Annotated in this window: 20 protein-coding genes; 16 read left to right on the top strand and 4 right to left on the bottom strand. The window is 46.4% G+C overall.

Going from position 1 to position 24,650, the window contains the following annotated elements:
• Positions 1–55 precede the first annotated feature (55 nt).
• Positions 56–541, bottom strand: a complete 486-nt coding sequence (locus ACKTT9_RS20515) for a heme-degrading domain-containing protein (protein WP_407867366.1) — start codon at positions 539–541, stop codon at positions 56–58.
• 172 nt (positions 542–713) lie between these two features.
• Here ACKTT9_RS20515 and ACKTT9_RS20510 point away from each other — a divergent pair, with 172 nt between their 5' ends.
• The 3 genes from ACKTT9_RS20510 (at position 714) to ACKTT9_RS20500 (ending at position 2,611) form a co-directional block, all read left to right on the top strand.
• Positions 714–1,343 carry a 2OG-Fe(II) oxygenase gene (locus ACKTT9_RS20510; protein WP_407867365.1) on the top strand — a complete coding sequence of 210 codons (630 nt, stop codon included), beginning with the start codon at positions 714–716 and terminating at the stop codon, positions 1,341–1,343.
• A 193-nt stretch (positions 1,344–1,536) separates the two neighbouring features.
• Entirely contained in the window at positions 1,537–2,091 is a 555-nt protein-coding gene (locus ACKTT9_RS20505; protein ID WP_407867364.1) for a hypothetical protein, read from the top strand.
• A gap of 64 nt (positions 2,092–2,155) precedes the next feature.
• Positions 2,156–2,611 carry a DinB family protein gene (locus ACKTT9_RS20500; RefSeq protein ID WP_407867363.1) on the top strand — a complete coding sequence of 152 codons (456 nt, stop codon included), beginning with the start codon at positions 2,156–2,158 and terminating at the stop codon, positions 2,609–2,611.
• Positions 2,612–2,778: 167 nt separating this feature from the next.
• Here the strand turns inward: ACKTT9_RS20500 and ACKTT9_RS20495 are convergent, their stop codons facing one another.
• Positions 2,779–4,065, bottom strand: a complete 1,287-nt coding sequence (locus tag ACKTT9_RS20495) for a galactokinase (RefSeq protein ID WP_407867362.1) — start codon at positions 4,063–4,065, stop codon at positions 2,779–2,781.
• 218 nt (positions 4,066–4,283) lie between these two features.
• Between ACKTT9_RS20495 and ACKTT9_RS20490 the strand changes: the two genes are divergently transcribed.
• From ACKTT9_RS20490 to ACKTT9_RS20455, 8 genes are all read left to right on the top strand, one after another.
• Complete coding sequence (locus ACKTT9_RS20490; RefSeq protein ID WP_407867361.1) at positions 4,284–6,044, top strand: sensor histidine kinase; 1,761 nt, start codon at positions 4,284–4,286, stop codon at positions 6,042–6,044.
• On the top strand, positions 6,044–7,459 hold the full coding sequence (locus ACKTT9_RS20485) for a response regulator (RefSeq protein WP_407867360.1): 1,416 nt from the start codon (positions 6,044–6,046) through the stop codon (positions 7,457–7,459). The genes ACKTT9_RS20490 and ACKTT9_RS20485 overlap by 1 nt, the downstream gene beginning before the upstream one ends.
• 189 nt (positions 7,460–7,648) lie before the next feature.
• A complete protein-coding gene (locus tag ACKTT9_RS20480) occupies positions 7,649–8,623 on the top strand; it encodes an ABC transporter permease (protein WP_407867359.1) in 975 nt (324 codons plus the stop codon).
• Complete coding sequence (locus ACKTT9_RS20475) at positions 8,620–9,492, top strand: carbohydrate ABC transporter permease (protein ID WP_407867358.1); 873 nt, start codon at positions 8,620–8,622, stop codon at positions 9,490–9,492. The genes ACKTT9_RS20480 and ACKTT9_RS20475 overlap by 4 nt, the downstream gene beginning before the upstream one ends.
• Before the next feature lie 64 nt (positions 9,493–9,556).
• Complete coding sequence (locus ACKTT9_RS20470) at positions 9,557–11,164, top strand: extracellular solute-binding protein (protein ID WP_407873087.1); 1,608 nt, start codon at positions 9,557–9,559, stop codon at positions 11,162–11,164.
• Positions 11,165–11,243: 79 nt separating this feature from the next.
• Positions 11,244–13,655 (top strand): RICIN domain-containing protein, encoded by a 2,412-nt coding sequence (locus ACKTT9_RS20465; protein WP_407867357.1) that lies wholly within the window; start codon positions 11,244–11,246, stop codon positions 13,653–13,655.
• A gap of 48 nt (positions 13,656–13,703) precedes the next feature.
• On the top strand, positions 13,704–15,683 hold the full coding sequence (locus tag ACKTT9_RS20460) for an RICIN domain-containing protein (RefSeq protein ID WP_407867356.1): 1,980 nt from the start codon (positions 13,704–13,706) through the stop codon (positions 15,681–15,683).
• A 79-nt stretch (positions 15,684–15,762) separates the two neighbouring features.
• Complete coding sequence (locus ACKTT9_RS20455) at positions 15,763–16,770, top strand: hypothetical protein (RefSeq protein WP_407867355.1); 1,008 nt, start codon at positions 15,763–15,765, stop codon at positions 16,768–16,770.
• 13 nt (positions 16,771–16,783) lie between these two features.
• Here ACKTT9_RS20455 and ACKTT9_RS20450 read toward each other — a convergent pair whose 3' ends face one another.
• Positions 16,784–18,241: a hypothetical protein gene (locus ACKTT9_RS20450; protein WP_407867354.1), complete on the bottom strand. Its 1,458-nt coding sequence runs from the start codon at positions 18,239–18,241 to the stop codon at positions 16,784–16,786.
• A gap of 207 nt (positions 18,242–18,448) precedes the next feature.
• Between ACKTT9_RS20450 and ACKTT9_RS20445 the strand changes: the two genes are divergently transcribed.
• From ACKTT9_RS20445 to ACKTT9_RS20435, 3 genes are all read left to right on the top strand, one after another.
• Positions 18,449–18,796, top strand: a complete 348-nt coding sequence (locus ACKTT9_RS20445; protein WP_407867353.1) for a hypothetical protein — start codon at positions 18,449–18,451, stop codon at positions 18,794–18,796.
• 55 nt (positions 18,797–18,851) lie between these two features.
• The gene (locus tag ACKTT9_RS20440) at positions 18,852–19,304 is read left to right on the top strand and encodes a VOC family protein (RefSeq protein WP_407867352.1); all 453 of its coding nucleotides are present in this window, start codon (positions 18,852–18,854) and stop codon (positions 19,302–19,304) included.
• 116 nt (positions 19,305–19,420) lie between these two features.
• Positions 19,421–21,286 carry an S-layer homology domain-containing protein gene (locus ACKTT9_RS20435; protein WP_407867351.1) on the top strand — a complete coding sequence of 622 codons (1,866 nt, stop codon included), beginning with the start codon at positions 19,421–19,423 and terminating at the stop codon, positions 21,284–21,286.
• A gap of 49 nt (positions 21,287–21,335) precedes the next feature.
• On the opposite strand, the gene ACKTT9_RS20430 is transcribed toward ACKTT9_RS20435, so the two are convergent.
• A complete protein-coding gene (locus ACKTT9_RS20430; RefSeq protein ID WP_407867350.1) occupies positions 21,336–21,749 on the bottom strand; it encodes a MerR family transcriptional regulator in 414 nt (137 codons plus the stop codon).
• A gap of 96 nt (positions 21,750–21,845) precedes the next feature.
• On the opposite strand from ACKTT9_RS20430, the gene ACKTT9_RS20425 reads away from it, so the two are divergent.
• Both ACKTT9_RS20425 and ACKTT9_RS20420 read left to right on the top strand, forming a co-directional pair.
• A complete protein-coding gene (locus ACKTT9_RS20425; RefSeq protein ID WP_407867349.1) occupies positions 21,846–22,676 on the top strand; it encodes an SDR family oxidoreductase in 831 nt (276 codons plus the stop codon).
• A 214-nt stretch (positions 22,677–22,890) separates the two neighbouring features.
• Entirely contained in the window at positions 22,891–24,576 is a 1,686-nt protein-coding gene (locus tag ACKTT9_RS20420) for a hypothetical protein (RefSeq protein ID WP_407867348.1), read from the top strand.
• The last annotated feature ends 74 nt before the right edge of the window (positions 24,577–24,650 follow it).

The raw sequence follows: 24,650 nt of genomic DNA, 5'->3' as shown, positions 1-24,650 counted from the left end.
TTTATAGTTTTACTTTTTCAGCTGAAGCTTTTGTGAGTTGAATCTTTTTCAAAGATTATTTCCCTAAAAGCAATTCCTTTAATACAGAAGTAATCATGTTGTGATCTTCTTCACCAGGTAGCCCTGATACCGAAATTGTGCCTACAATGCCTTCATCCTTCAAAATTAATGGAAAAGCGCCGCCCTCAGCTTTGTAATCATTCGGATTGAGGCCGGAGGCTTCCACCGTTGAAGCGGTCGATTTCAGTAATACGTGCATATAATAGGAACTATGCCCAAAATGATTAACGACGTTATTTTTCCATGTCACCCATTCGTCGTTATTAGAAGAAGTACCGACCATTCTGCTATAAAATAACAGCTCATTGTTTTTACGAATATTGACGACAATTGCTTTATTCTCTTTCATTGCTTTTTCTATAATTCTGTTCCCAACCCTGTAAGCTGTCTCATTCGTAAAGACGGAAAACTGGAGATCTTTTTCTTCCTGTTGCAGAGTCATTAATAAATCGTCGTATTTATCCAGAGTGAGCACATCCATTTCAAATAAATTAGCATTTCCTGCTTGATATTATACACGCAAATGATGCTTTTAAACTAGAAGTAATACGGAATTTAAAAGAGTAATAGGAAACTTCGTTTGTTCTAAAAAAAGGCGCAATAGAATAATTTTATAGAATACGAGGAACTTCTGATAATGGAGGTTGCAGCGCATGATAGAGCAGACGATTTTCAGTTCAATTGGAAACAAAATTATTACAAAGGATAGAGAAATTCCTATTGTCGCTAGAATGGATGAACCGCTTATTTTAATCTTGGATAATGTATTAAGCTACTCAGAGTGTGATGCTTTGATAGACTTAGCTAATAATCGAATGCAACGAGCTAAAATCAGCAAGTCTCACGTAGTAAGCAATTTTAGAACTAGCAGCAACATGTTTTTTGAGGAAAGCGAAAATGAAATGGTTCAAAAAATCGAGACCAGAATTTCTGAACTCATGCGTATACCGATCTCACATGCAGAACCGCTGCAAATTTTACATTATAAAGTAGGGGAGCAGTATCATCCTCATTTCGACTATTTTACATCCGAAAATGTTGCTAACAACCGGATCAGTACATTGGTGATGTATTTAAATGACGTGGAAAAAGGCGGTGAAACGCATTTCCCCTCTCTTCGATTTTCAGTAACACCGAAAAAAGGCAGTGCTGTCTATTTTGAGTATTTTTATAACGATAATCGCTTAAATGAACTAACCTTACATGCAGGAAAACCCGTAGATATCGGGGAAAAATGGGTAGCGACCCAGTGGATGAGAAGACAGAGATATCGCAATATTTAAAAAAAGTGGAGTTTGCAGCGATGCAGCTCCTTTTTTAATTGTGGCACGTTGAAATACCTTGTGAAGAGTGGAATGCTTTTAATACAAACCTACTATGTATTGGGCAGTAGTTTAGCCTAGAACTTTATCACTTGTCATCATAAATTTTGGTATAATTTAGTAATGATTGTAGAATGCCTTTTGGAGGTCCATTTTGAGCGTGAAGCCTTATGTAATTTCAATTGCTGCTGTATCAGGAGGTGGGAAAACCACCGTAACCAATCATTTGCTAGGTAAATTGAATAATTCAAAAGCATTGTATTTTGATGAATATGATTTTAAAGATTGCCCTGACGATATTTGTGATTGGGTTAGTAGAGGTGCAAATTATAACGAATGGAATCTGGCCCCTTTAATTAAAGACATCGAAGAATATCTTAAGAATGAATCTCTTGAATATATCCTTTTGGATTATCCATTTGCATATTTGAATGATGCTACTGGTGGATACATTGATTTAACAGTATTTATTGATACACCATTGGATATTGCGATGGCGAGAAGGATTTTACGAGATCAAAGCGAGAACTTGGTTTATAATTTGAATAGTGACTTAAACAACTACCTAGTCCGTGGAAGAGATGCTTACTTAGAAATGCAAAAAAACGTAAAACCTAATTCTGACATTGAAATTAGCGGATTATTACCTGTTCATTTAATTGTTGATCAATTCATTAAAGAATTAAGACACAGAGGATTACAAGTATAAGGCGTTGCGCTAACGGAGACCAAAAGGTTCAAATAATCAATAAAACGAAGAGGAGAAAACAAATATGAAGACAATTAAGTGCATGATGGATCATCTGTATTGGGCGGACGAACGTATTTTGAACGCTCTCGAGGAGAGTGAGACGAAGAATAAGGAGTTGTTGAAGCTGGTTCGGCACGTCGCGGTCGCGGAACGCGTTTGGCTGTCTCGATTGCAAGGTAAGGGTACCGCGCAATATACGCTATGGGAGGAAACGGAAGACCTGAATGCGATCCGTACGATGTTCGAAGAAAACGCCGAGCAATATCGTGTCTATATTGAAGAACTAGAGGAGTCCATGTTGGATGAGATGATTGACTATGCGAACCAGAGCGGGGTTCCGTTCCGAACGTCCATCCGGGACATCTTGTTACAAGTCCTTTTACATGGGCAATATCATCGAGGACAAATCAACCGGGCACTTCGGATCGAATCAGCAGAGCCTGCCCAAGTCGATTACATCACGTTTGCGAGGCTTTAACAGTGCCTAACACAGGGGTGAAGCCATTGAGCGAAAGCAGTATCTTTACTATTAATTGTAAGGATGTCTACCTTAGAGTGTACTAAAAGTGTAGTGCCAAACGATAGTCATTGCATGCTCCCCTTACTTATAAGGGAAGCATGCAATTGACGATTTTGCCATCAAACCTACACAAGTGAATTCAAGCAGACCGCTCCGATTTCACGTACGCCGATTTTGAACAGCTCCGTCCCAGTCGTACGCCCGATTAGCTCCTTATATTCCGCTACCGCTGCATGTGGCAGAACGGCGAGAATGACTCCGGCGAAACCACCTCCGTGTACTCGGCAGGCACCATCGCCCAACCGGTCGATGAAACGCTCAGTGATGGCGAGTGTAAGGGCAATCCCTTGTTCACGTGATACGGATTCTTGGTAGATGTTCTGCAGCCATTTCCACGAAGAGTTTCCTGAAGCAGTAATATACTTCAGCACATTCTGCCATTCGCCCGCTTTAATAGCCTCTACCTGCCGCCCGACACGGTCATTTTCATCCAGATAATGGAGGACGCGCAGCACCGCTCGATCTCCGGCAGTTTCGCGGAGTTCCGCGAGCCGGCCATAGATCATCTCTGCCGTCAAATCACGGCATACCTCTACGCCAAAGGCTTGTGCCACCGCCCGCATCTCGTTGGGAATTGATGCATAATCCTTCGTTAGATCAGCATGATTACCGCCGGTACTAACGATGACAAGGCTGTAACCTGCTGCTTCAAAGGTACCTGGAACACGCTCGATCTGAGGTTCTGCCGGATTTTTGAAGTCGATTGTGATCATGCCGCCGTGCGAACAGGCCATCTGATCTAACATGCCAGAGGGCTTGTTCCAATAAAGATTTTCGGCATATTTGCCAATTCGCGACATCATGACCGCATCCAGATCTCCGTTATTATAAAACGTACTTAAAATTTGGCAGATCAGAATTTCGAAAGAGGCAGAGGAGCTGAGTCCTGACGCTGGAAGCACGTTGCTGCTGATGCTAGCATTAAATCCTCCAATTTGATACCCGTGCTGCTGGAAACCGTGTGCAATACCGCGGATCAAAGCAGCCGTCCCACCCTCGCCTGATTTAGGTTCTAGATCATCCAGATGGATGACGGACATGCCAGGATATCCCTCGGAAATGACCGAAATAATTCCGGTGTCTACGGCTGATGCAGCCGCAATCGTATCTAACTGGATACTAGCGGCCAGCACCTTTCCATTGTTATGATCTGTATGATTACCGCCTATCTCTGTACGACCCGGAGCACTGAAGTATTTCAACGACTCCGTTTCTCCATATTGCGCTTGGTATCCTTTCATACACTTCCGGTATCTGTCAATTTGTTTCTCTCGTTCTTCGCTTCCATACATTTGGTCCAAGAGCTGTTGTGTCTGAAGAGAATTAAAAAACTGCTCGAATGGATTGTTCATCTTGAATGTTCCTCCTGGTTCTAACTGTTTAAGTAATAATTATCATACCCATTGTACCGAAAGACAGCGCTCTCAGATAGATATTTATGAAAGAAATCGCTCTTTATAAATTTCTTAGCTTCATATCTAATCGGAATCCATGGACAGGTCTGAAATTTTTCGATAAAATTCTCTGAAAGGTTTTTGCTCTTACCACCTAGTAGAAAGGGAAGTGCTGGATGAAAGGCAGTTTGAAGAAGCTTCCCATTGCTTGGCAATTGACCTTGCTGACTTCACTCATTGTCATCCCTATGCTTCTAATTATGGTCACGAATTATTTCCGCTCTGTCGAGGTGGTCAAGCGTGATAACAGCAATTATGTGCAGGGGGGCATCTCCCAGTTGAAGCAGACTATTGCGGCCAATAGTGAACACATTATTCGTATTTTGGATACGGTTGCTTACAATGGACAGACGGTTCAGAACTATTTTTACGTGTCAGATCCGGTTGAGAAGTTTGAAGCGTATACGCAATTGAGGAATTACTTGTCGGATATGATGGGCATGAAGGATGGTTTGCTCGATATCATGCTTGTGGGGAGAAATAACACGAAAGTCAACATTCAAGGTAATCTGAATGACCTGATGCCAATTGTCGATGAAATCCCGGACCAAACATTATTTTATTATGTGGGCTACAATGAGATTAATTTGGTGGCAAAAACAATGCCAGTACTTGTTGTCGGAGCACCCGTGTATTCAACAACTGAATTTAGTGAAGGCAACAACCGTCTAGGTACGGTGTTGATGACAATTTCGATTAAGTCGTTGTTTGATGTGAATTTCCCAGACAAACTATTCACCGGGGCGAAGGTGTATATGTCGGATCGTGAGGGGCATGTTTTTTTTACCAATGATGCATCGACGCGGCTTGGCAGTCCTATTCCCGAACAGGTATTGGCGGGTTCGAACCGGAAATATCTCGTTCAGAAAGATAGCATTCCGGATCTGGGAGGGGAAATTGTTGTCGAAATACCCAACGAGATTTTGCTCAGGGGAATCAATGATATCCGCAAGCAGCAGTTGATTCTGGTCGCAGTAGCGCTTCTTTTGTTAATCGTGCCGCTTCTTTTTGTCATTAATAACATCCTGCAGCCGCTAAAAAAAATGATGCGCTTGATAAACGAGATGCGAATGGGGCAGAAAAGTCATTTAAGCAAGCATATTCAAGTGGACGGCTACGCGGAAATGACGGTGATGACGACGCGTTTTAATGAAATGATGGCGGAGATTGAGGAGTTAACCGAACATTTGGTGGAGGGCAAACGTTTGCTGTATGAGTCTGAATTGGTGAAACGCAGAGCGGAGCTGTCTTACCTGCAAAGCCAAATCAATCCTCATTTCCTCTATAATACGTTGGAATCCATTAAAGGAACGGCTGTCGACGAAGGAGCATCTCGTGTGTTCGAGCTTACGAAAGCGCTTGCGCTATTTTTGCGATTCAGCATTAAAGGTCCTGAGATGGTTACGCTCGACAGAGAACTCACCATTATTAGAAACTACATCTATATACATCAAATTCGATTCGGTGATCGTTTACAGGTAGAATATGATGTTGCGGAGAACTGTCTTCCATGCTACATTCCCAAAATGATTCTCCAACCCATCGTGGAAAATGCGATCTATCACGGGCTGGAACCGCTTCAGCGCAATGGGCGTCTGGTGATTACAGCAAGCATGGACGGGAAGGACTTGTCCCTTTCTGTCCAAGACAATGGGGCAGGGATCGGTGTTGACCGACTGGCTCAGATACGAGCCTCCATTGCAAATCAGTCCGATCAGCTTGCGCCTGACTCGGCTTCGGAACCTAGCATTGGTCTGCTCAATGTCCACGACCGTATTCGCCTCATGTTCGGCGAGGCGTATGGACTTCAGTTAACAAGCCGTCCCATGGAAGGAACGCGGATCGTGTTGAACATGCCGCTTAGGAGGGAAAGCTAATGTACAAGGTGTTCATTGTTGACGACGAGGAGCTCGTTGTGAAAAGCTTGAAAGCCAGCGTAAACTGGGCCGCCTGCGGCTTTGAGGTAGCCGGCTATGCCCTTAGCGGGGAGGAAGCTTTGGCGGTCATTCCGCAAGTTCGCCCCCATGTGGTGTTCTCCGATATTCGAATGCCCGGCATGAGCGGTCTCGAATTAATAAAGCATCTTAGCGATACCGGCATCTCTGCGAAATTTATGATTGTCAGCGGACTTGCAGAATTTGCTCTGGCGCAGAAAGCCATGAAGCAAGGCGTATTCGGATATTGCTTGAAGCCGTTTGATGAAGAGGAAATAAGTGCTTATTTGAATAAAATCAAACAAGAGTTAAATCGCCACGAGCAGTTGAGTGAAGGCGATATATTGGATCTGATCGAAAGCGGAACGGCAGAGGCGCACCACAGCTTGAAGGAGGAACTATTGAAAGCGGGCATTCCGCATGGGTCGACACTGAAGCTTATGCTGACAGTCCGCAAAGAGAGAATACAGCTGAAAGCACCATGCTTGTCGCTAAAGATCGGGTATCGTAAATTCATCTATGTCCTGCCGGAGACGGAAGCGAACGCATTAGCGTCGACGATGGAGCCGCAGTTGTCAAGAGGAATTGGCTTCAGCTCCTCGTTTACTGACGTTTCCGCGTTATCCCATGCCATTCAACAGGCCGAAGTGTATGCCTATCACTATTTTACGCTTTCCAGCCGTCTAATGGGGAAGGGGGACACCATAACTTCAGCCGTTCTGGAGGGAAACGCCAAAGTGATCCCTGCAGAGGAAGGGAATGTTGCTCTCACACGGTTGGATGCGATGCTGCCGCTATTTCTAAGCGGGCAACGAGATATTCGCCATGCGTTGCTCCTTTTTAACGACAGCGTATCGCAGTTCAGCCGCACGGGAAAGGAAGCGTCGGATTTATTTTTATACTCCTACGAGCAATTGGTCGAACGGTTTGACGATGTGCATGAAATGATTGTTGATCTCAAACGTTTATACAAAGAAGAGAAATGCGATCAAGCCTATTCGATACACGCGGGACGCAATCCGACGTTCAAAGCGCTTCTGAATTATATGAACGAGCACTACTGCCAAAATATTTCCATTCAAAGCATGAGCACGATGTTTAATGTCAACGCCAACTATATTTCTCAGATGTTTAGAAAAGAATTGGACAAAACGTTTACCGAATATTTGACCGGTCTTAGAATCGAACGAGCCGCAGCTTTGCTAAGAGCGACGATGGTTCCAATTAACGAAGTTGCCGATCAAGTCGGGTATCCGGACTATTTTTACTTTAGCAAGCTTTTCAAAAAAACGACAGGCGTATCTCCTACAAGCTACCGTAATGTACATACACAGCCCCCGCGCCTCGCCGGCCCCTAAACCTCAGGGGTCTTTTTTGCGCCCCCACTTGTACTGGAGTTCAATAGGTACAGCAGAATGACCCCCAATTGGTTAACCCCTTGGACGATTATTCGCTAAAAGCCTAACGGTATTCCATGTCTAATAGAAAGCGCTTACTTTATGATTAAGCCATAGATAGAGACATGAACCAAACGGGAGGCGAGAGGATTGCAGCAACATAACATGGTCAATCAGGTTAGCGGAAAAAGCCGCGTCGTTCAGCAAGCAGGATACCGCAAGATCAAGATGCGAGAGATCATCAGGCACAAGTATTTTTACTTGATGGTATTCCCGCTTATCCTCTTTTACGTCATTTTTGCCTACATTCCAATGTACGGTGTCACCTTGGCGTTCAAGGATTTCAATTACTCACTAGGCATTCTGGGGAGTCCCTGGAACAATTTTCAAAATTTCAAGGATGTGTTTCATAACCCGGATTTTGTGAAAGCATTTAGAAACACGTTGTTCATCAACCTTGGACGATTGATCATTGAATTTCCCATTCCAATTGTGCTCGCCATTATGCTGAACGAAATCAGAAACGGCAGGCTGAAAAGAGTGTATCAAACGGTCTTTACGTTTCCCCATTTCATAAGCTGGGTTGTGCTCAGCGGCATTATCACCAGTCTGCTCAGCGATCAGGGCGTAGTGAATCAACTTCTTCAATTGCTGGGGATGGAAAAAAACAACGTACTTACATCAAATGGATCGTTTCTGGGTTTGGTGTTCGCCTCCAACGTTTGGAAGGAAGCAGGTTGGTCTTCCATTATTTATCTCGCAGCGATCTCGGGTATTAATCCGGAGCTTTATGAAGCTTCAGCCATCGATGGTGCCAACCGGTTTCAACAGTTAAAGGCGATTACTTGGCCTGTGCTTCGCTCTACGGCAGCAATTCTGCTGATTCTCGCCGTCGGCGGCATTATGAATGGCGGATTCGATCAAATCTTTAATATGTATAATCCGGCCGTATATGAACGTTCTGATATTCTCGATACCTTTGTGTATCGGAGCGCTTTTACGGATGCAACAGGCTTCGGGTTTTCAACGACGGTAGGACTCTTGAAATCTGTCATCAACTTTTTGTTATTATTCGGGGCGAATTTCATTGTCAAGCATGTCCTGAAAGAGGAGGGGTTATATTGAATCGGGCGAAGGCTTCACATATTCTCATCACATTATTATTAGGCTTGGGCGCAATCGTGACCTTGTTTCCCTTTTATCAGACGCTGGTACTTTCCTTTTCAACCATTCTGGATGCCAAAAGCGGCAGTGTGCTCTTGTTCCCCAAGACGCTGGATATTTCAGCCTATCGATTTATTTTCATGCAGGGGAAAATCACTCACGCCTTAATGATTTCGATTGTCGTAACCGTGCTTGGTACGTGCGTAAGCATGATCGTTACGGCAGCCGGCGCCTACGCGCTTTCTAAATCGTCGATGCCGGGGCGCAATTTTATTTTTACGGGAGTAATTTTGACTATGTTTTTCTCAGGTGGCCTCATTCCTTATTACTTAACGATTCAAGGCCTTCATTTGCAAAATAACTTGCTGGTTATGATTTTGCCTGCCGCCGTTAATTCGTTCAATTTAATTCTGATGAAAAATTTCTTCGGTACGATTAGTCCGGCGCTTGAAGAGTCAGCCAAAATCGATGGCGCGAACGACCTGCGCATCCTGGTTCAAATCGTCGTCCCCGTGTCCTTGCCGATCATAGCGACAATTACTTTGTTCTACGCGGTTGACCGCTGGAATGAATGGTGGCTGCCGATGTTGTTTATAAATGATACAGGCTTACAGCCCTTGCAGCTTGTTCTGCGGGATGCGATTACGAATCTCAGCCAAGTGATCTCCAATACGACAGGGGCACAGCTCGCAGCAGGCGTTCAGAACGTGTACATGGAATCGGCGAAAGCGGCGATGATCATTATTTCTGCCGTACCGATCTTTATGATCTATCCTTTTATCCAGAAGTACTTCAATGCCGGTATTATGATTGGCTCTGTGAAAGGTTAATAGAGGATTTTCCTTTATTATAGATGTATTAGTTAATGAAGTGGAGGAGGCTTACAACGTGAAAATGAGAAAGGAACTAATTATGGGGGCGACCGTTCTAACGGTTGTAGCGGCATTGTCGGGTTGCAGCAAAGGTGGGGAGAACAAAGTCGAGACAAATCCCTCGCCTACCGTAGCTGCAAATGTGGATGCAGGAGGGGACAAACAGCTGGATTTAAGCGTCGCCATCTGGGATATTCAAACCGGATTCGACGATGCGAATGCCAAGAACGATACGGTGTATACCGATTTGGCCAAGCAATTCAACATGACTGTCAAACCGGTGCAAATCACTTGGAACGACTGGCAGGATAAAATCAAAGTATGGGCGGCATCCAATCAGCTTCCGGATATTTTTGTGAATGCACTTGCCACCGACAACCCAGGCCTATATGAGACATGGGCTAAGCAAGGCGTCATTAAGCCAATCCCTGACGATTTGAGCGCCTATCCGAATCTGAAAAAAATCTTATCGCATCCTTCGGTGCAGCCGCTCAAAATCAATGGGAAATTTTATATGATTCCACGCATGACATATGCGGATTCCGGAGACTGGATCTTGGATCGCCCGATCCGTTATAGGAAGGATTGGGCTACAGAAGCCGGTTATACGAAAGATCCGGCCAGTTTCGATGAGTTCATGGCGATGACGAAGGCGGTGATGGCCAAGCACCCTGGTGTTACAGGTATCACCATTCAGAATAAGGCCTATTTGCTGACACAGTTTCTTGGCAGTTTTCCGGAAATGACGAATGTGAAATCTTGGGTGAAGGAAGAAGGGAAATGGATTCCTTCATTCGTTTCCGAGAAAGCTTACACAGGCATTCAGCAGCTTCGCACGCTCTACACAGACGGCTTGCTTGACAAGGATTTTGCGATTCAAAAGGATGCGGATGGCGTCTCCAAATTTTTAGCCGGACAAAGCTTTGCGTTATACGGTATGCAGGATTTCTCCAGTGATAAAGTGGAGCAGTTTAAAAAGGCCAACCCAGGTGTCAGCCCATCGAAATCCGTAGGCTTTATGAATATCTGGAAATCCCCGGACGGTAAGCGTTATTCCTTCGTGGAGACGCCATATTGGTCGGAAGCCTACTTCCCCAACTCGCTGAGTGACGAGAAATTTGCCCGCGCGCTGAAACTGCTGGATTATATGGTTTCTGACGCGTATTTGTTCAAAGCGACCAATGGGGTAGAGAATGTCGATTATAAAACAGAGAACGGAAAGTCCGTTTCCTTGTTGAAAGAGAACGAAAAGATTGCGGATAAATACCCGATTACGAAAAATATGGCCTTTCTGGGCGCGTGGAACAATGGCTTGCGTCTGACGGGGAAAGTTGTCGTGAGCTCCGACAGTGAAATGAATGCGATTCAAGACGATCTAGTTGCGTCTTTCAATAAATTCAAAAACGAGGATTCCCCTGCGCCGATTAATTTCGATGTGATGCTGCTCTCTACACCGGCGAAAAATAAACTCGGCTCGCTAAACGTGCCAGATGATATTGTGAAGGTGATTTTGGGCAAAGATGATCCGGTTACCCAATGGAAGGAAATGGTCAAAGGCTACAATGCCAAAGGCGTACAAAGTGCGATTCAAGAAGTAAATGATGAAGTAACGAAGAGAGGGATAAAGTAGGTAGTTCAGAGCGCGTTCCGAATATGTCGGAATGCGCTCTATACTCATAATTCATTTCCTGAAAGGGGAGACAATGAAAATGAAAGCGCTTAAATGTATGCTGGCTTGCGGGTTATTGCTGTCTTCGATCTGTTTCAGCACAGGGGCGAACGCAGCAGGCAGCACAACCGTCACGATTAATGGAGCCGGGGCGGGGAGGATTTTTGAAGGTGAAGGTGTACTTAGCGGTGGTGGAGGCAACACCAAGCTGCTCATTGATTACCCGGAGCCTTATCGCAGTGAAATTTTGGATTACCTCTTCAAGCCGAACTTCGGAGCCTCTTATCAGGAACTGAAGGTCGAAATCGGCGGGGATATCAATTCCACAAGTGGAACGGAACCTAGTCATGCGAGGACCAGAGCCGAGAACGCAAATCCGAATATGACAAGGGGATATGAAACTTGGTTGATTAACGAAGCCAAAAAGAGGAATCCGAACATCAAGCTGTACGGCCTGGAGTGGGGAGCGCCCGGCTGGGTAGGCAGCTTGTGGTCGCAAGACAATGCCGACTATTTGGTCAGTTATTTGAAAGGGCTGAAGAGCGTCTGGGGCTATGATATGGATTACATCGGCGGGAGCCAGAACGAGAGCTTTAACGGCACTTCACAGCAGGCTAGGGACTATATCGTCAATATTTTACGGCCGACGCTCAATGCGAACGGGTTATCCAATGTTAAAATCATCGCTCCGGATATCCTGAGTACGGATTGGGCGTTTGCAAACCAACTTGGAAGCGACACAGCACTCAAAAACGCCGTCGCCGCCATCGGCTATCATTATGTGAACAGTTCGTCCACAAGCACAGCGCAGAACAGCGGGCTGCCGATTTGGGAGAGCGAAGGCTGGACAGGAATCGGGGATTGGAACGGTGCTTATGCGCTAGCCAAGGAGTTAAATCTTAATTATATCAATGCCAAAATCACAAAAACAGACGTATGGCATGCCATTGCTTCACAATACGACAACACGAATTGGGCTCACTCCGGCATCATGGAGGCGAATACGCCATGGTCTGGCTACTATATGGTGAAGCCAGCGATCTGGGCGGCCGCACATACGACGCAGTTTGCGCAGCCAGGTTGGCAGTATTTGGACAGTGGTAGCGGAATTACGCAAGGTGGCAGCTCGTATGTCACGCTCAAAAAGCCGAACAGCAATGATTACAGCATTGTGATCGTGACGGGTGGTACGTCGGAAACGATGACCTTTAACCTGACGGGCGGGCTTTCTACGGGAACTGTTCATGTCTGGAAATCCAATAGTACAGATCAATTTGTGCAGCAGACCGATATTCAGACGAGTGGCGGCTCGTTCACAATCCCTCTGGAAGCAAATGCGATTTATTCCTTTACGACCACAACAGGTCAGCAGAAAGGCGCTTCGCCGCATGCCATTCCTGCCAATCAACCTTTTGGCAGCAGCTACACGGAGAACTTCGACAGCTACTCGGCAGGACAGACGCCTAAGTATTTGTATGATATTGAAGGTGCTTTTGAGGTCAGCGGCAAATATGGCGGAGGTACAGGCAAAGCGCTGCGTCAAGTGATTCTCAAGCCGCAGCTGCCTTGGAACAGTTGGGGAGACTTTGCCAACCCAAGCACATTCACGGAATTCGGAGATATGAGTTGGCAGAATTATGACTATAGTGCAGACGTTTTGATTGAGAATGCAGGATCTGTCAATATTTACGGTCGAGTAGGCCGGCCTTTGGCAGGTGGTAACATCAATGATTACAAAGGTTATCGGTTAAGCATCTATGATAACGGCAGTTGGTATCTCTGCTACGGAGATCCGTACAGCTATGAATCAGGCGCAGATAGTGTGCTTGCTTCGGGAACGGTTTCCGGCTTTTCGGCCAATAGTTGGCATAATCTCAAGCTGTCTTTTGTCGGAACTTCGATCACGGCCTATGTCGACAATGTTCAAATCGCCTCGGTCACGGATAGTCATTCCAGAAGCGGCATGGCGGGGCTCGGCAGCGGATGGAACCCTGCTCAATTCGATAATCTGTCGGTTGCGAATACATCTTCCCATTATAAAATAGTGAATCGTAACAGCGGCAAGGCCTTGGATATTCCGAGTCACTCCACTGTTGACGGAACGCAGCTTGATCAATGGACCTACGCGGGAGCGACAAATCAACTGTGGAAAATTCTAAATGCCGGTGACGGATACTTCCAGATCGTGAGCGATGAAAATGGCAAAGCGGTTGACGTTGCCGGAAGCTCGACGGCGAACGGAGCATCCATAATCCAATGGCCATACAATGGCGGCAATAATCAGCAGTGGAGCATTCAGGATGTTGGCGGAGGGTATTTTAAAATTGTCAATCGTAACAGCGGTGAAGCGCTTGATGTATCAGGCAGTTCCACAGCAAATGGTGCTCCTGTTCTGCAATGGCCGTATTCCGGCAGCAGTAATCAGCAGTGGCAAATTATACCCGTTCCTTGAACAGACAGCATTCTTTTTTTGAAAAAACTTATTTAGGGGGAATTATCCATGATGACTGGAATTCGGTTTAGGTTCATCCCCATTGTTTACTTTATCATTCTCTTTGCTGTGCTTCTTGGTATAAGCGTAGCGAGCGCGGGGCGTGCACATGCAGCTAATACGACCTACTATGTCGATCCGGCGGGGAACGACGCCAATAACGGAACGTCGGCGAGTACGCCTTGGAAAACATTGACGAAGGTCAATGCGACAACGTTCGGAGCAGGGGATCGGATCCTGTTCAAGGCCGGTGGGAGCTGGAGCGGGCAACTGCACCCTCTTGGATCAGGAACAAGCGGAGCGCCTATTGTAATCGACAAATATGGCAGCGCTTCCAACCCGTTAATTGACGGCAATGGCGGCGATTCCACGGTGTATCTCTACAATCAGAGCTATTGGGAGATTACCAATTTGGAAGTGAAAAATTACAACGGAATCAACTCGAAACGCAGGGGCATCTTTGTTGTTAACGATGGCGCAGGAACGCTTAATCATATCTATATCAAGAATAATAACGTGCATGATGTTTGGGGTGATAACACCAAGGATGCGGATGGGAGCGCAGGAATCATGGTTGTATCTAAAGGTACGACGCCTTCCAAATTCAATGATGTGCTTATAGATGGAAATACGGTGGGACCGGATGTCGATCGCACCGGCATCGTCATCGTGTCAACGTTCTGGTGCCGCACAGACGTCAACTGCACGGCTTCACCAAATTGGTATCCGAGTACGAATGTCGTCATTTCTAACAATTACGTACAAGGGATCGGCGGCGACGGTATTGTTCCCCAGCAGACGGATGGAGCGATAGTCCAATATAACACCGTAAATGGGTTTAACTTGCGATCGAACAGCTATAATGCAGGAATCTGGCCATGGGATGCCGACAATACCGTGATTCAATATAACGAGTCTTACAATGGGCATTCCGAGCTGGATGGAACGGGTTTCGACGCCGACTACGGCTGTACAAACACGATTATTCAATACAACTACAGCCATGACAATGATGGCGGATTCCTGCTCATTATGGGGACAGGAACGGGCAAAAACGATCAGACGACGGCTCGTTATAATATTTCCCAAAATGACAAGCGGGGACTGCTAGTATTCAGCCAGGGTAATCCAACGAATTTCCAAGCCTATAATAACGATTTCTATATTGGCAGCGGCATGTGGACGGACGTTGTCACGGCCGATTGGGGAACCAACAGCTGGTGGATGTATAACAATATTATCTATAACCTGGGTTCAGGCGGCTACAATTTAAGAGGCATTAATTCGGATTATAATCTTTATTATGGCAATCATCCTTCTTCCGAACCCAATGAGTCACACAAACTTACCTCCGACCCTGCATTTGTAAATGTGGGATCAGGGAACCTCGGGCGGGCTTCATTAAACGGGTATAAACTGCTGCAGGACTCTCCGGCGATCGGCTCCGGTGTGTTCGTCAACAATAACGGTGGCAAAGATTTCTGGGGCAACAACGTGGCGTCCAGCGGTTCGACGAATCGAGGTGCCTACAATGGCGTAGGCATTGCCAGCGGATTCACGTCTTCTTATTACAAAATCATTAGCAGAAACAGCGGCAAAGCTTTAAGCATTCCGGGAAGTTCCAATACCGATGGCGTTCAATTACAGCAGCTGGCTTATACCGGAGGGGATAATCAGCAGTGGCAAATTGTGTATGTGGGTGGCGGTAATTATAAAATCGTCAGTAAGTTAAACAGTAAAGCGATCGATCTATCAGGGTATTCCACCACTGACGGTGCTTCTATAATTCAGTGGCCGTTTAGTGGCGGAGACAATCAGCTGTGGAAACTTTCCGCCGCTTCCCCTGAAGGCTATTACAAACTCATTAGTAAGCTAAGCGGTAAAGCCGTCGATATTTCGGGAGGCTCGACAGCCGACGGTACGCCGATTATTCAGTGGCCGTTTAGCGGCAGCTACAATCAGCAATGGGAGCTTGTGCCTGTGCCATAACGCAAGCCAGCACATAAGGACCCTCCGATCAGTATGGCGGGGGGTCCTGTTTCTCTAAAGAAGGGGAAGTGGTTCAGACATGAAGGATAGAAAGCGAAATGTATCGGTGCAAATCAGCCGGATTATTCTCGGTTTGCTTGTTCTCACGTCTTGCAGTACCCGTGTACCTGATGAGCATATTGTAACGCCGCCGCAGGCAGGCCTAGAGCAATCGGAAGCCCGAATTGTAGCAACCGTCAACGGCGAGCCCATGACCTTGGAAGAATATCGCCTTGCGGGACAGTTATCCGTTTCTCAATCCGGAGCGCAGATTGGACGGAAGACCAATGAACTCGAGACGGCGATTCAAGTCAAGGTCTTGCAGTTGGAAGGGGTGAAGCAGGGACTGCTCCCCTCCGCTTCGTTTGCAGATTTTCAAGCCCATCTTGATAAGGAAAACAAGCGGAGAGCGCAAGCTGTAGAAGAGAAGGCGGTTATCTATGGCCCCAAACGATATTCGGACCAAACGTTCTACGCCGATGAGTTCGCCCGATTGGAAAATGGGTTAAAAAGAATGGCAGCTCAAACGTTGGATTCGTCGGATGCTGCTCTACAACAAGCCTATCAGCTGGACTTGGCAGCATATACGATCCAGCCAACCATCCGGTTGAAAGTGTGGAAACTGCCGATCAGCTCAGAGGCAGGAAGCGACTTGAAACGCATGCAGGCGCTATACAAGGAAGCAGTCTCCGGCGCCAAACTTGAGGCAATTGCCAATCAAGCGGAAACTGCACCGATACAAGTTATTGACGAGATGATAAATGAGGAGAATAAGCGCAGCTTTTTGAAATATCGGGAGGCCGTATTCGAGCAGGCGAACCAATTGCAGCCTGGCGAGTACAGCCCAATTCTTATCGATCAGGGCAGCTATGTCATGATTTATTGCGAAAGTCGGGTCGAGGAAGGAGTCAAAGCCTTCACAATGGTGCGGGATGAGGTATACCGCAAGCTCGTTGAGCAAAAATTTCAAGAACGCTGGGATCAGCTTCGAGAATCGGCAACGGTTCAGGTGAACGCGGCTGAGCTTGCCAAACAGGCATCCTATTAAAAGTTTATTGTCCTCACTCAGCGCGAATTCGTAGCGGAAAGCTTGTAAGCATCGCACTCTCGGCGTCTTCGCGCTGAAGCGTGCCCTTTTCTCCATCTTTTGTATAGCTGATGCTCATCGGCAATTTGATTTCAACGGAATATTCGCCAAAAGGAACTTGCTTCCCGGCGGAATCTTTCTGGTCCCAGAGAAAGTCTAGCGAATGTATTTCGCCACTTGCCAATTTTCCATCCAGAGAATCGATTTGACCGGACCAAACTAGCGTCAACGATCCATCTATCGTGTTCCGGCGGGAGATATCGATTTTGAACGAGGTCGTGGACTGTAACGTAAGGGATTCCTCACTGACATTTCGAATTGTGAATTGAATGCCGACATTTTTTCCATAAGGTTGAAAAGCCTCGCTAGAAATATTGCCGGCCTCGTTCTTAACAAGAACCGTCAAATCAAACGGATAATTTCGCACACCGGACCCGAGTTCGGTCATCATTTTAGAGGAATTGACAACTGTAATCGGTTTTACCTCTACCTTGGTCGGGGGAACGTAAGCATCGGGATCCTGGTCCTGCTTCACAGCGTATACCCATGAATCGCCGAGCCACGAGCTATGAATATGATGCCAGCCGCCACCATGCTCGAAAGTGTTAATGGTCTGAGGAGCAAGAGAGCCAAGAACGCGGGCCGCTTTATTAGGATGTTCGTAAACAATCGCCGGTTCGTCTAATCTAAGCGTCGTTTCTTCGCTGCGCAAATCCGCAGGATACCCGACTTTTGGGTTAACCCAGTGAGGGCCATCCCAAGTATCCACATAGTACCAATCGTTCCATACGATTTTCGATGTGAACCACTGAGGGGCAAGCCAGCCTAGTACATGACTGCCGGTGTCCGGCGAATCGAACATTGGTGAAGTCGTCGTTAATTCAAACGACATGCCTGAGCTGTTCGCACCATACGTTTGCACGTCGTCAATGATAGGGTGCTGTGGACGCATCCACCGATAACCGAGCCAGGTTTGGATCAAATAATTGCCATCAACACCATATAGGACGCGCAGCAGTTGAGGAGAAACGGACCCCGCGCTACGAGAGCCAAGAGTTTGGTCATTATAGAAGCTCTCCTTCTCGGTCAGCAGGATATGTTGATAGAAGTCTTCCCGAAACTCGGGGTTTTGCAGGTGGACCCAGCGATCACCGTCAGATGTCTGAATTTCGAACCAGACAGCCTCATGATTTTGAATCAGTTTACGATCCCAGCCCGGTTCCGCTCCACCGACCTTCACAACTTGAGGTGAGGCGAAATATAGCTGCTGACCTTCGATTGAATCATACACAGGCGTAAGTTGTTCGTTTAAAACGAGTTCGATAGGTAATGGAAGCAGTGTGGAGTTCGAATCAGCGGCATGCACGCCTTTGTTGAAGACCAATCCGCTAAGCAGGATTGCGGATAGCAAGGTAAGCGTTTGTTTTCGCATACAAGGTTTCCTCCAATGCTCTTCAGAGTCGAATTACAGGATATATACATTAACGCATGTGGGGATGAAATGTTTCGGCGATGAATTGCCATTGGTTGTATTTAGTTATTACTCCTATTTGGTATACTGTGAATGTAAATATCGAGTGACTATCTATTGAACATGTACAATTTCTCATTATTTCAAGAAAGAGTAGGGGGAAGTAACTTGGAGAACAAACTAACTCCTAAGCAACAAAAACGACAGCAAGAGCGTGAAATTATTGACGAATATCACAAATTGGTAAGTGAACAAGCATTGGAGCCCTTGTACCAATCTTTTTTGGATTGGAAATCAGGCACATTGCCATACTTTGAATTAACTGAACAAATACATTTATTCCATAAGAAAAATCAGGAGATCTACAAAGACTTTAATTACACAGATAGTCATCACGTTCTATTACTAGCAAAACTGAAATTGGGCCGTTTAACCAACGATGATATTAAAGAAAATAAGCGCCTTCTAGAATTTTGGGGATATGAGGACAGTACCTCTAATGGATCTAATTTTTGATAGAATAAATATGCAGTTGATAAGAAAATAAATTTATACATACAAGGAGATAACCATGGCGAAAAGCAAATTACTAAGAATGGACAATGTCGGCATCGTTGTAGAATCACTTGATGACGCAATTTCTTTCTTCGAGGAGATTGGCTTGAAGCTCGAAGGACGAGCTACAGTCGAAGGTGAATGGGCTGGTCGCGTGACTGGACTGGGTTCACAGTGTGTAGAGATTGCTATGATGATTACTCCAGATGGGCACAGCCGAATCGAACTTTCGCGATTTCTCACCCCACCTACGATTTCAGATCACCGAACTGCTCCAGTAAATGCCCTCGGTTATCTACGCGTCATGTTCGCCGTTGAAGATCTTGAGGAAGTGGTATCCAGACTTGTCACTAAACATGGTGCTCAGCTCGTTGGTGAAGTGGTTCAGTACGGGGACTCGTATCGGCTCTGCTACATTCGTGGAAATGATGGACTTTTAATCGGTTTGGCGGAACAACTCAAAAATTAGAAAAAATCTCGCGAGAAACTCAATCGCACCCTCTCATAATTATCCACCCTGCCGAATTCATTTGATTGATCATTAGTTATCATGAATCATATCAATGATAAGGGAGAGGGAACGGGATGTTGCATTCGAAAAAGGTAGTCGCAGCAGGACTTGTACTCGTCATGATGCTAGGCAGCGGCACGGCAGCAATGGCAGAAGGCTATAACAATAACAATAACAATAACAAAAACAAAGGCAAACACGATGATGACCGGAAAGGTAATAACAAAATTGAACTGCATTTGACGTTCAACGATTTGAAAAATTCGGAGTGGGCGATGCGTTATATTGCTAGCCTTGCTTCCAAGCGGGTGTTTGAGGGCTATGACGACGGCACATTTAAGCCGCAAAACACGGTATCCCGCATCGAGGCCATCACAGCAGCTGTTCGTTTAATGGGGCTGCGCGATCAGGCGGAATCGCCGGCTAAGATGAGTACGAAGCTGAATTTTAAGGATGCTAATCAAATTCCTGCATGGGCTGTCGGCTACGTTGCCGTCGCACTGGAGAATGACCTGTTCTCTGAAAGCGATGACATGGTCAACCCTCAAAAAGTCAGCGACCGGCTGTGGGCAACGACACTGCTTGTGAAAGCATTGAAGCTGGACGCCGATGCCAAAGCCAAGATGAATACGGTGCTGCCGTTTACAGACGCTAAGCAAATCCCTGCAGGATCAGTTGGTTATGTCGCTGTCGCGCGGGAGCGGGGGCTTGTCGATGGCTTCGAAGACAATACCTTTAAACCGAACCAACCGGTAACACGTGCACAACTTGCCGCACTGTTGGATCGTGTTGGTGGACAGCTGCCGGATCAGGACAATAACTCGTTAACAGGCACAGTGAATGCAGCTGTAACTGGCAGCACACTGAACCTGACGCGTTCGGGCAGCACGTATTCGTATGCGCTGCATCCGGAAGTTTTTGTTTACCGGAATGGGGCTAAAGTCAACGTATCTGCGATTCAAGTAGGCGACCAAGTGAAACTCAGCCTTTTTAACAATCAGGTTGTGTTCATTGAAGTAACGACTCCGGTGAACTCGAACCCGAGCACAGTTCTATATAACGGTTCAGTTAGTGTGCCGGTTACAAATAATACATTGACGATTACAAATGGCACGCAATCTTCTTCGTTGACGCTTGATCCGAACGTTGTTGTGTACAGAGATGGTACTAGAATCACCACTTACGACCTCAGGGTGGGGGATGTGGTCAGCCTGAGCATTGCGAACAACCAAGTGACCTACATCTCCGTAACGACTTCCGCGACACCTGTAACAAGCAGCGGTACAGTCAGCGCAATTGTGAACGATAACGTACTGCAGCTGATGAAAGCAGGAGTGAACACGACGTATACGCTGGATACCAATGCTGTCATTTACCGCAACGGCGTTCAATCTAGCCGCTCCGCGCTGCAAATCGGGGACGTGGTGAACATCAGCACTTCCAATAACTTGGTCACTTATGTTCAGGTGACACAGATGGCACAAACGCTAAGCACTAGTGCAACACTGAACGCTGCGGTTTCCAACAATGTGCTGCAAGTGACTTCGACAAGCAGCAGCAGTCCTGCATACTACACGGTTCATCCTGATGTGGTTGTTTACCGCAACGGCGTGCGCGCCACTTTGTCCGATCTTCGTGCCGGTGATGTTGTGAACCTGCGCACTTCGAACAATCAAGTGATTTACATTGAGGTTACGCGCAACGCAGGCGTTGACCAGTCATTTGATATTTATGGATATCTGAAAAGCACAACGGTTAACGCGCAAGGCGTGATTGCGACGATTACGATTTCCCAAAACCTTAACGGCACTGATCAAAACACGCTCTATAATGTATCGCCGAGTGTCAGCTTGTCAGGGAATTTGGGCTTATTCAGTGAAGGCCATCTCGTTGAATTGATCGGCTCGAATAATCTCGTCACTTCGATCGTTGTGAAATAAAACAGAAGGGCTGCCAAGTGGCAGCCCTTTTCTTTTTGAAATATGCATGTTAGATATTCATCCGAAGACGTAATTCCGCCATCATAGCTTCGGCTTGCTGTGGATCATCATTCAGCAGCTTCCTGTATGTCAGCATCCAATTCAGCGTTACAAGCATATGATCATATTCTTCCTTCTTGCGTTCGATTTCATTGATTTTCTGAAGAATCCATTCTATTACTTCTTGGTTCGTGCGTGTGTTCGTATCGTGATCCTGCAAAATCGTCTTCAGCTCAGCCAACGAACAGCCGATACCTTGAAATTTCTTAATCAACCTTAATCGTTCAATGGCTTCGTCCGAGTAGTTGCGGTAATTATTCTTTTCTCGCTGAATATGCCTACTGTCAAGCAAGCCTTCTTTCTCATAAAAACGAATGGTGTGGGGGGTTAAACCCATCAAGTCAGCTAATTCTTGAATTTTCACAAATAATTCTACCTCCAAACGCTTGCCTTAGAGTTCACTTCATAGTTTAGACTAGAGACATATCTTCGTCAATTACTTAAGGAGGCGTAAACGATTATGCGTATATTTGTTACAGGTGCAGCAGGTTATATTGGTACAGCTGTTGTTCGCGAACTCATCGGTGCGGGACATCAGGTAGTTGGTCTGACCCGTTCAGAGAGTGGTGCTCAAGTATTAGAAAACATGGGAGCTGAAGTAGCTCACGGTGTTTTAGAGGATCTGGATTTACTGCGCAGCCGTGCAGCAACTTCAGACGGAGTTATTCATCTGGCTTTTAACCACGATTTCACTAATTTCACCGCATCACTGGCAACGGATCTTCGCGCTATTGAAGCAATGGGAGAGGCTCTTGCAGGCTCTAATAAACCACTTATTATCACAGCTCATGCGAATGGTAAAGCATCGGAGGATGCAGCACTTTCGTTTATAGAAAAAGGCGTGCGAGCATCGATCGTTTCGCTTGCACCGTCCGTTCATGGAGAAGGAGATAAAGGCTTCGTGCCGCAATTAATTCGGATCGCCAAAGAAAGAGGCTCTTCTGCTTACATTGGAGACGGCACAAACCGTTGGCCAGCGATTCATCGTTTGGATGCGGCAGTTTTGTTCCGCCTCGCGGTAGAAACTGCGCCCGCTGGCTCACGACTGGATGGCGTGGACGACGAAGGCATTCCGTTCCGTGACATTGCCGGCGTTATAGGCCGCTACCTGGGTGTGCCGGTAGTCAGCATCCCGCGGGAAGAGGCACAAGCGATCTTCGGTTTTCTAGGTATGGTCGCGTCGCTTGACTTAGCAAGATCAAGTGAAGAGACGAAGGGACTGCTCGGCTGGAAGCCTGTCCAACAGGGACTTCTCGCAGATCTGGAGCAAGGACATTATTTCACAACATAGCGATCCTGCAAAATCGTCTTCAACTCATCAAGTCGCTGTGAAGGAAGAAATTTCAGCTTATTTTTAGCATGGACTTGCAGAAATTAAGCTGATTTTAACCGGGAAATTATTCCAGTTTAAGGATTGGTTCATGTAAAGTTCAGGAAACACGCCTATACTTCATTATGTCGAAAGCAAGTGACATACCGAAATGATCGGAGAGGTGAAGAGTAGGATGAGAAAACAACTGATGGTATTAATGGGTGCTGCCATTTTGGCCGCATCCGCAAGTGGAATCGTGCTTCCGCGGGGAGCATATGCGGATGAAGCAGTGACTGGTGCAAATTCAACGGCGCAGACGACTACAGAGAAACCTGATGCGCAGGCGGCAACTATAGATTTTAGCAGCATGTTCTTGAACAACTGGTTAAGCAAGCTCGATGTGCATACAGCAGAAGCTGCCAAGATAAATACGAGTGATTTTAGCGATTTGTTACATAATGGATCAAGCTTGGCGACCGCTTCAGGTCTTGCCTTATCAGAGCTATCATCGTCGCTTATTGAGCAGTTTGGGATTGATATTAGTAATGAGGTTAAGCAAGGGACTCTTACGGACGAAGAAGCTGCTAATCTTCAGCAGCAGTTCAAAGAGGGTATAGCGAGCTGGGTCCAGCAATCTTGGCCTGGAGCTAATGCGGCTTCGTACCTGCCTAAAGATGGAAAAAGCATAATCCAAAATCGCTTGAACCATATCATCTCAGATGCTGCTACGGCGTCGGCTGTTGCGGAAACTGATATTCGGCAGGCGCTTCAATCCGGAGATTCGATTGCTGCGGCAACCGGGATGGATGCGCAAGCGTTAGACAGCACTTTGAACACCTTGCTGGGTGGAGATTTGGATGCGGCTGTTAGTGCGGGAACCTTGAAAGCCGATCAACGCGACCAACTTGCGATTTCCGGGGCGGATCAGATCTGGCAGACCATTGAGAAGAAGGGCTACGACGAGCAAACAACGCCATGGATGGAGAAGTACGGCCAGGCGCTGTTGAACAAGAAGCTGGATCCTGACATGATGATTCAAGCTGCAGCTGCTTTTGCAGGCAAAGACTATCAGGATATCATGGACGGATTAACCGCAGGCCAAAGCTTGGTGACGGCTTCCGGCCTCGCATCCGCAGATTTATCCGCGCAGCTTTTGGATGCAGTAAGCCGAGATTTGGACAATGAATGGAATGCGGGCAATCTCTCCGTTCAATTGCGAGATCAGTTGAAGAAGAGTGCGGCTGAGGCGATTGACAAAGCCATTGACCAAGACGGATACGGCCAAGCGGCTAATGGCAGCAGCAATCATGCGATTGCAGAGGAAAGCATTCAAGCTCTTGTCGAAGACAGTGCGAATTATGCGGAAGCAGCTGTAGCCGATCTGCGCCAGTCCTTGGCAGATGATCATACGCTAGTAGAAGCAACAGGTAAGGATGAGAGTGACTTGAGCAGCTATTTGCAGCAGAATACACATGCTTATATCGAGCAGGCGGTGCAGAAAGGCTGGCTCAACGCTGCTGATCAAGCGGCAACTGAGTCGGATGCCGATAGCCTCGTGCAGGATGCGATAAATCGTAAGGGCTACAAAGATCAAGTGGATGCGAAGCAATATTTGGCGAACCGCGCGGATCGGATTATCGATGATGTGGCTTCAGTCTCCGGCATCGAGACCGATGACTTGCTTAAGAATCTGGATGGAGGGCAAAGTATAGCCCAAGCAGCCAATCAGGATCCGGATTCGCTCTTGTATAACCTGCTGAAAAAAGCTAACCAACAGATTAACGGTTTTGCCGCTGCTGGTGCCATCAGTCTGGAAGATGCAGCAAAGCTCAAAGCGGATTATGGCGTTTGGGCTGTAAAATACCTTAGTGCAAACTAAGTTAAAATAGAAGTGACGGGCAATCCGCGATGACGGATTGCCCGTTTTTTTGTCATAAGTGCTTCATAGATGCA

The sequence above is a fragment of the Paenibacillus sp. P36 genome (assembly GCF_045866505.1).
GTDB classification, from domain to species: Bacteria; Bacillota; Bacilli; order Paenibacillales; family NBRC-103111; genus Paenibacillus_E; species Paenibacillus_E chondroitinus.
The sequence above is the reverse complement of the archived record's forward strand: the minus strand, read 5'-3'. Positions and strand labels throughout refer to the sequence as shown.